An 8,381-nucleotide genomic window follows, 5' to 3' on the forward strand; every position below is an offset into this window, starting at 1 on the left:
GCTGCTCGCCTCGCTGCGGCCCTCGCGGAAAGGGGCATGATTATGCGGAGCCGCCGCGCCGGTCTCCTCCTCGGACTGGCGCGCGGCATGCCCCTCAACTCCGCATAACGCCGGACTCGGCATAATTGCGCATGTCCACCGCCTCGGTGGCCAGCACCACGCGCACGGACGCCGGAAGCGTGAACACGCGCTCACCCGCCCAGCGCGGTGACGAGCCGGACCACGTAGTCGACGTCGGCGCCCGCCGGGAACCGCAGCCGTGCTCCGCTGGCCAGCACCACCTCGAGCAGCGCGGGACTCGGCGGTGGTGCAATGGCCGAGACCTCCACCGGCAGCAACCGCACCGCAGGGACCTTCTGCGGGTGCTGGCGGCGGCGCCGGTACACCCACGACTGCAGTGTGCTCAGCCTCAATCCTCGCTGCGTGGAGAACTCCTTCTGCGTCAGGCCGCTCGCCTCGAAGGCCTCGGCGACCTGGAACCACTCCTGCTTCTCAGCCGGCTTCGACATTCCGGCCAGGGTCCACCACGACTGCTACCTCGGCAATGCCTCCCGCCACGTCGCTCGCCGGACGGTTACGATGAGAGACGGCGTTCGCCACGCGGACCATCACCTGCGCGGAGGTGGGCCGATAGAAGTCATGGGCACCCGCGACCACCGTCACGCCCGAATATCCATCCGCGACACAGTGCGCGGCGGTGAGGACGATGTCGGTCTCCTGCCGGCTGCCCACCCGAATCAGGCTGCCGCCACAGAAATGGCTCCCGCCCTGTTGCAGGCTGACGATCCAGGGCCACGAACCGGGCCGCGCCTCGACGCCTCCCACGATCTCCTGCATCCCCTGCTCCATCGCCTCGGGCACTTCCAGCTCCGCCCCCCCCACACCCCAACAGCCCGACCGCGACCACCACGCGACTCACGAAACGCAATGCATCCTCCAGTTCCAGGTGACTCGGAGGATTGCAATGCATGAACCAGGGGCCGCCCAGAGTGAGCCCCTCGCACGAGCCCCGACACGGGACATCACTGACACGTCATGCGCTCTGGGAACGCCGTGGGTTGACGCGTCAGCTTCCCCCTGTGCTGTCCCGGATTCAGACCATGACGAAGTCGTCGTCGTCGTCCGAGTCCTTCTTGCTGTTGTCCACGGGAGGCTGTGGCTTCGGGAGGTCCCCGCTCTTGACCAGGGGCTTGGGCGAGTCGAAGTAGTCCTCCACGATGACGAACTCGTCCATGAACTGTCGGTTGAGGTTGTCCAGGACCTGCTGATGCTCCGCGCGGAACCCGACGGCGGCGTCACGCGGGTGGCGCGCCGTGGGAGGCAGGGCCCCATCGTTCGCGACGAGGTGCCGCGCGATCTGGATGATCCACGGACCGCAGCTGTGCTGGCCGTCCTTGTAGCTCCCCATGACGTCATCCTGGTAACGGATGCCGGAGCGCTCGACCAGCAGGTCCGGGAACGCGCGCCGCAGCGTGCCCAGGTTGGGCACACCCTGCGGCCCCAGCGGGTCGACGAAGAGCACGCGGGCCTGGCCCCGGACACCTCGCGCCGGGGGCGCCACCTTGATGTAGATGAGCCCCCAGTGGTTGCCATTGATGTTGTAGGGCTGGACGAGGACGCGGGGCGGACCATCCGCGACCATGCCCTGGAGCGCCTCGTCATATGTGTCCGGCGCGATGCGATTGAGCACGTAGAGGTTGATGCCACGCAGCACGACCACGTTCGGCACGCCGCGCAGGTAGTGGCGCAGGAGCGTGTCGATCTGCTGGTCCGTGTAGTAGTGCGCCCCCTCGATCTTGTCGTGGTTCTCGAAGGCGCTGGAGGACGACTCCTTCGTCGAGGGCGAGGACCCGCCCGTCGTCGTGGAGGCGGTCTTTTGCGTCGTCCCCGTCGACGGCGACGAGGACACGGGCTGCAGGCGCTTGAGGCGATCCCGCTCCTCCTTCTCCTTCTTCGCCGTCTCCTCGTCCTTCTTCAGGATCTCCATCAGGTCCGGCGGCGCGCGCAGGTCGACCCGCAGGACCTTCCCCTGGTTGCCGGCGTTCAGGAGCGGCTCGGACCAGTCCTGACCCGAGCCCTTCCGGGCGAAGAACGAGGACGACTGGAGCCCCCCTGGCATGCGGCCACCGAAGAGCTCGGGACGCGGCAACGGGCTCCCATGCCCCATGCCCATCAACAACCGGCTCGCGGGCAGCTCGGACATCACCCCACGGCCCGACCTGGGCTTGGGAGGATTCTTGAGGGTCTTGCATCCCCCATCGCAGCGGGGATTGACGCAATGCTTGCCCGAGAAGGACCAGAGCGGCTCCCAGTAGTTGCGCAGCATGTCGCCCACCGCGACCGGCCCCTCCACCAGGTAGTTGAACTCCGAGAGGAAGCCTGGATACAGGTTGTCGGACCCGACCACGTACGCCTGGTCGTCGGCGATCATGATCTTGGAGTGGTTGCCCGGCGCCGACGGGACCTTGGGGAAGACCGCGCCACTGGCCTTCTGCACGGACTCCACCGCGTTGCCGATGATGCCCTTGACCGGCGGCACCTCGGAGAGCGCCTTCTGCTTCAAGGTCGCCGTGTAGCCCTCGGGCGTCAGCTGCGGCCAGAAGTACGACTCCCCCTCCCGCGTCTTATCCCGGGGCACGTCCGTGTAATAGAACGGCGCGATGTGCAGGCGGTCCAGGGCGCGAAGCCGCCGCTCGGCATCCGGCCGCAGCGCGTCCTCCAGCGTCCTCGCCATGTAGTACTGGAACAGCTCGAACGTGCGGCACGCGCCCGAGCCGAACGAGTACTGGTCTCCTTCCGCGCCCGCGCCCGCGTCCAGGGGCGACACCACCACCTGCACCACCAGGTGCGGGTTGGTGAGCAGCGACTCCATGATCCAATGACAGACGACGTGCGAGGACCACTTCTTCTTCCACGCGCTCACCAGGTCCATCTGCGACAGGCGCAGCACGTCCGTGCAGCCCATGATGAGGTTCTCCTTCATGAGCTCGGACGCCTTCTCGTAGTCTTCCTTCATGTCCGAGCCGGACCAGTGCTTGCCGATGGACAGCACGCGCGTCGCGCGCTTGTACTCCCCCATGCCCGCGTAGCCGATGGTCCGGTCCTCCTCGAAGACGGGCTGCTCCAGGTCCCTGAGCGTCTGCAGGTCGTCCTCGCGGATGACATCCGGCAGGAGGTCCTCTTCGGTGTCCTCCTCCCAGACGGTGGGCAGCGGCTCGTTGCCGATCCGGCGGCGGGCGCGAGGACTGTCCACCGGCAGACCGCCGATGTGGATCCTGGAGAAGAGCTCGTAGCGCTGCGCGCGCAGGTCCTGGGCCTCCTTCAGGTCCAGCGGGTCCAGGGGCTTTCGCACCTCCGCCTTGTCGTCATCCCCGTTCACCCACGTCAGGGTGTCCGGGTCCAGGCGCTCCTTGGTCACCACGTCCGTCCTGCAGGCCCACATCCGGTTCAGGAACCGCTGCGCGCCCAGGGCCCCCGCGCCGTGCATGACGACGGACACGTCGTGCACGGGGGGATAGCTGGTGAACAGGTCCATGTTCAGGTTGTGCCCGCCGACCAGCGCCTCCGCGCCATCCGAGGCGACGATCTTCGAGTGGTTCCACGTCATCTTCGTGAAGTCGTCGTCGGAGTCCGGCGCCAGCCATGACGGCAGCGACGCGCTCACGAAGGCGGAGAAGCCCGACAGCAGGCCCTCCTGCAGGCGGTAGAACTTCGCCATCCAGATCTCCGGCACCGCGCCCCAGTCCTTCTTGCGAGAGCGCACCAGCCGGATCAGCGCGCCCTGGAAGTCGATGAGGTTGGGCGACGTGCCGTCCTTGAGGAGCATGGGCGTCTGCCCGAAGAGGAAGCGGATCTGGATGGGCTTGCCCTTGTTGGCCATCATCGCCGTGTCGAGGGCCCCCAGGATGATCTTCGCCCAGGCGGGGTCCGGGCTGTTGAGGGACGCCACGTCGCAGCGGAAGCGCGTCTTCTGGAGGACCTCCACCAGGGCGCGCTCGAAGTCGTTGGTGCGGCGCCGGGCCTCCTGCATGATCTCCGGACCGAACGGCAACCCCCAGATGCGGGGCGTGTCCAGCAGCCGCACGTAGCAGTCGTGGCTCACGTGCGTGAAGTACTTGTCGGGCACCACGGACAGCACGTCATCGATCTTGCTCATCGTCGTCGAGCTCCACGCCTGGAGGGGTTTGCGATGTCTCGGTGGCCGCGCGGGCTCACAGGAAGGTCCAGTCGATCCACCCGTCCCCGGCCTGTTCGATGGTGCAGGGATAGGTCAGGTTGTAGGGAGGCGTGCCCACCACGTCCTCGAGGTAGTAGCGGTCCCAGGTGCGCATGCCGTGGATGGAGGAGACGCGCCGCACGGACTGGCGCAAGGGCAGACGGGACGTGCGGACCTCACCGAGCGCCATGGTGTCGAAGTGGGAGTGCGCCGTGTGGATGCGCCTGCGCAGTGACTTGACACCCTCGCGCACGCGGCTTCGCGTCTGGAATTCGGTGTCCCACTGGGTCAGGTACCCACGGGCCATCTTGTAGACGAGCCGGGGGACCGCGCCGACGTCGTCGCTGACCTTGGAGGCGTCATAGAGCCCGTCCGTGGTGTAGATGCCCGCGACGGTGCCGTGGCGTCCCCGGATGGCGTAGAGCTTGTAACCCTCCGGCTGGGGCAGTTCCTGACGGACGAGGGGGTCGGCGAGCTGGCGGTTGTTCGCGAGCGTCGCCCAGGTGCTCCCCAGTCCCCGTCCATCCTCGATGTCCTGGTGTGCCTTCTGCTTGGTCATCCGGGCGTTGGGCCGGGGAATCACCGCGCTGAAGCCCGTGTCCAGGTGGTCCCACGCATAGACGCCGACGTAGTTGGCGACCTGGGGGGCCAGCTGGGTCTGGATGCTGTACCACTCGCCCATTCCCGGAACGGGGTCGATGGCGAAGATGTTGATGGGGATGTTCTTTCGGGCCTCTCCGCCATAGGCGTAGAGGAACCAGGCGGCCATGATGGCCTCGACGCCGCCACGGCTGTGCCCGATGAAGTTGTATTGCTCCGCGCCGCTGGCCGCCGCGAGGCTCGCGCCGTGGAGCGCGAGCGCGGCGTCGGCCCACCCCAGGCCCTGGTTCGCCATGCCGCGTTGATCGCCCTCGGAGTAGCCCGACACGTATTTGCGCAGGTCTCCGGGCGTCAGCTCCAGGTTGCTGAGCAGGGGGTCGCAACGGTCCATCTGGTCGTACCAGTCGTTCTCACCCACTCCTCGCACGGAGCCGCTGCGCTTCGTGTTGCGCAGCCCGCCGGAGATCTCCTTGTGGATGCGCACCGGGATGTAGCCCGTCTGCGGGTCGAAGATGTTCTTGTCGCTCTTGAGCTGGCGCTCGGTCTTGGACAGGAAGCGGACCAGCGAGGTCTTGTAGTCCCAGTACCGGGTCTCCTCGCCTTCGTCGCGCGCGCAGCCGGTTCCACAGAAACACACGGTGAAGACGTCCTTCGGCATGCCAGTTCCATCCGGGTCGAGGAGGGGGTGCGCCTCCTATTGCCAGCCGCGTGCCGAGGCGGCTCCACCCGGTGCGCCCCGGTCCCTCCGCCAGGGACGCGGTCCACGAGGACGCGGCTGCGTCGCGGTGGTACGCGGGCCCGTCGCCAGACGGGTAGACAGGCACCCGTGGCGTGTCCGGAGTGACGTCGGACCGGCAGTGCGTCCTGGCGGGACTCAGGCGGAGGTGCGGCGCCGCTCGCTCGAAGGCTCCAGGCGGGCGGCGGCCTCGAGCCCCCACACCGTCTTCACCTTCACGTTGGTCACCTTGCCCGAGCGCTCCAGCACGCCCTGCCCCACCAGGAACAGCGCGCCGTGGAGCTCCTTGCGGCAGCGCTCGTAGACGTCCGGAGGCACCACGAGGTTGGCGATGCCCGTCTCGTCCTCCAGCGAGAGGAAGCACATGCCGCGTGCGGTGGGAGGCCGCTGGCGGCAGATCATCATCCCGCCCACCGTCACGGTGCGCCCGGAGGCCACCGTCTTCAGGCCCTCCGCCGTCACCGCGCCCTGGCGCTTGAGCAGCGGGCGCACGAGCTCCAGCGGGTGCTTCTCCAGGGACAGGCCCACGGTGTCGTAGTCCGCGCAGACGCGCGCGTACACGTCCATCGAGGGCAGCTCCACCTTCGTGCCGTCCATCGACATGCCGAAGAACAGGTCGTCCGAGTCCAGCGGCCCCAGCGCCTGGAGGTCCCAGAGGGCCTGTCGTCGTGAGCCGCTCAGCGACGCGAGCGCGCCCGCGAGGGCCAGGCGCGTCAGCTCGTGCCGGGGGATGCGGGCCCGCCGCGCCAGGTCTCCGACGTCGGTGTAGCCGTGCTCGCCTCGGCCCGTCTCCACGCGGCGGCCCGCGGACTCGCCCAGTCCGCGCACCATCCGCAGCCCGAGTCGCAGCGCCCTGCCCTCGTCCTCCAGGGTGCAGTCCCATTGGGACACGCGCACGTCGACGGGGCGCACCTCCACGCCATGGCGTTGTGCGTCCGCGACGAGGGTGTGCGGGGCGTAGAAGCCCATGGGTTGGGAGTTCAGGAGCGCGGTGGTGAAGGCCGCCGGGTAGTGGCACTTGAGCCAGCTGGACGCGTAGGAGATCAACGCGAAGCTGGCGGAGTGGCTCTCGGGGAAGCCGTAGTGCGCGAAGCCGCGGAAGTTGTCGAACCACTCCTCGGCCTGGGCGCGGGTGTAGCCACGTGACAGGCAGCCCTCCACGAAGCGGCCTCGGTACTGGAGGAGCATCGACTCCGCGCGCTTGTGACTCAGCACGCGCCGAAGGCCGTCCGCCTCCTCCGCGGAGAAGCCGGCGGCCACCATGGCGAGCTTCATCGCCTGTTCCTGGAAGAGCGGCACGCCGAGCGTCTTGCCGAGGATCTCCTTCACGGCCTCGCTCGGGTACACGACGGTTTCCTCGCCGTTCCTCCGGCGCAGGAACGGGTGGACCATCTTCCCGACGATGGGGCCGGGGCGGATGAGGGCGATCTCCACGACCAGGTCGTAGAAGGTCCGCGGCTTGAGCCGGGGCAGCATGTTCATCTGGGCGCGGCTCTCGATCTGGAACACGCCCACGGTGTCCGCCTCGCACAGCATGTCGTAGACCCTGGGGTCCTCGGCGGGGATGGTGGCCAATGACAGCTCACGGCCGTGGTGCTCGCGAATCAAGGTGAAACACTTCGAGAGCGCGGTGAGCATGCCCAGGGCGAGCAGGTCCACCTTGAGCAGGCCGATGGAGTTGATGTCGTCCTTCTCCCACTGGATGACGGTGCGGCCGGGCATGGCCGCGTTCTCCACGGGGACCAGCTGGGTCAGGGGCTCGCGGGTCATCACGAAGCCGCCGACGTGGATGGAGAGGTGTCGGGGGAAGCCTTCCAGCTCGGAGGCGAGGGACAGGGTGCGCTGGACGCGTCGGTCGAACGCGGACAGGCCGGCCTCGAGAAGGACCTCTGGCGTCACCTCGAAGCCGTGGGCGGCGGAGACCTTGGAGAGTCGGTCGACCTGGTCCAGGGACAGGCCCATGGCCTTGCCGGCCTCGCGGAGGGCCAGCCGTCCCCGGTAGCAGATGACCTCGCACACCATGCCGGCGCGGTGCCGGCCGTGCTTCTCGTAGACGTACTGGAGGACCTCCTCGCGGCGCTCGTGCTCGAAGTCGACGTCGATGTCCGGGGGCTCCTTGCGAGCCATGCTGAGGAAGCGCTCGAACAGCAGGCCCATGCGCACCGGGTCGATGGCGGTGATCTGCAGCGCGTAGCAGACCGCCGAGTTCGCCGCGCTGCCTCGACCCTGGCAGAGGATTCCGCGCCGCCGCGCGAAGCCGACGATGTCCCAGAGCGCCAGGAAGTAACCCGCGAAGTCCAGCGCGGCGATGAGGCGCAGCTCGTGTTCGATCTGCTTGACCACCTCGGGGGGCACACCCGCTGGGTAGCGGACGGTGAGCCCTTCGTAGGTCAGGGCGCGCAGGTGCTCGTCCGCGGTGCGGCCCGGGGGCAGGTCCTCCTCGGGGAAGCGGTAGCGAAGGTCGTCCAGGGAGGCACGGCAGCGCGAGGCCAGCTCCACGGTGCGCTCCAGCGCGTCCGGCCGGTCCGCGAACAGGCGCGCCATCTCGTGGGGGCCCTTCAGCGTGCGCTCCGCGTTGGGCATCAGGCGCGTGCCCACGCGGTCCACGGTGGTGCCGTACCGCACGGCGGTCAGGACGTCCTGGAGCGGCTGACGGCGTCGGTGGTGCGTGTGCACGTCGTTGTGCACGACGAGGGGGGTCCTCAGCTCTCGGGCCAGTGCGACGGCTTGCGCTTCGCGCGCGGAGTCTCCGGCGGACAGCGTGCGGCACAGGCCGACGTGGAAGCGCTCCGGGAAGGCCTCGGCGAGGGGGGCGATGCGGTCCAGGGG

5 protein-coding genes are annotated in these 8,381 nt (G+C 68.5%); all 5 read right to left on the reverse strand.

Annotation, left to right across the window (positions count from 1 at the left end):
• Positions 1-191: 191 nt before the first annotated feature.
• The gene (locus FL311_RS38025) at positions 192-509 is read right to left on the reverse strand and encodes an IS66 family insertion sequence element accessory protein TnpB (RefSeq protein ID WP_141332564.1); all 318 of its coding nucleotides are present in this window, start codon (positions 507-509) and stop codon (positions 192-194) included.
• Positions 493-837 (reverse strand): trypsin-like serine protease, encoded by a 345-nt coding sequence (locus tag FL311_RS38030; protein WP_228557347.1) that lies wholly within the window; start codon positions 835-837, stop codon positions 493-495. The genes FL311_RS38025 and FL311_RS38030 overlap by 17 nt, the downstream gene beginning before the upstream one ends.
• Before the next feature lie 256 nt (positions 838-1,093).
• Entirely contained in the window at positions 1,094-4,156 is a 3,063-nt protein-coding gene (locus FL311_RS44485; protein ID WP_194869536.1) for a hypothetical protein, read from the reverse strand.
• 55 nt (positions 4,157-4,211) lie between these two features.
• Entirely contained in the window at positions 4,212-5,474 is a 1,263-nt protein-coding gene (locus FL311_RS38040) for a Tat pathway signal protein (protein WP_141332565.1), read from the reverse strand.
• A gap of 216 nt (positions 5,475-5,690) precedes the next feature.
• Positions 5,691-8,381 (reverse strand): error-prone DNA polymerase (locus FL311_RS38045; RefSeq protein ID WP_141332566.1); only part of this gene is annotated, 2,691 nt, incomplete at its 5' end.

Origin of the sequence: Myxococcus sp. AB025B (genome assembly GCF_006518215.1) — a bacterium.
GTDB lineage: Bacteria > Myxococcota > Myxococcia > Myxococcales > Myxococcaceae > Myxococcus > Myxococcus fulvus.

Coding starts and splice junctions, on each gene's coding strand:
- FL311_RS38025 (WP_141332564.1), bottom strand. CDS start 509: ATGTCGAAGCCGGCTGAGAAGCAGGAGTGGTTCCAGGTCGCCGAGGCC.
- FL311_RS38030 (WP_228557347.1), bottom strand. CDS start 837: ATGCAGGAGATCGTGGGAGGCGTCGAGGCGCGGCCCGGTTCGTGGCCC.
- FL311_RS44485 (WP_194869536.1), bottom strand. CDS start 4,156: ATGAGCAAGATCGATGACGTGCTGTCCGTGGTGCCCGACAAGTACTTC.
- FL311_RS38040 (WP_141332565.1), bottom strand. CDS start 5,474: ATGCCGAAGGACGTCTTCACCGTGTGTTTCTGTGGAACCGGCTGCGCG.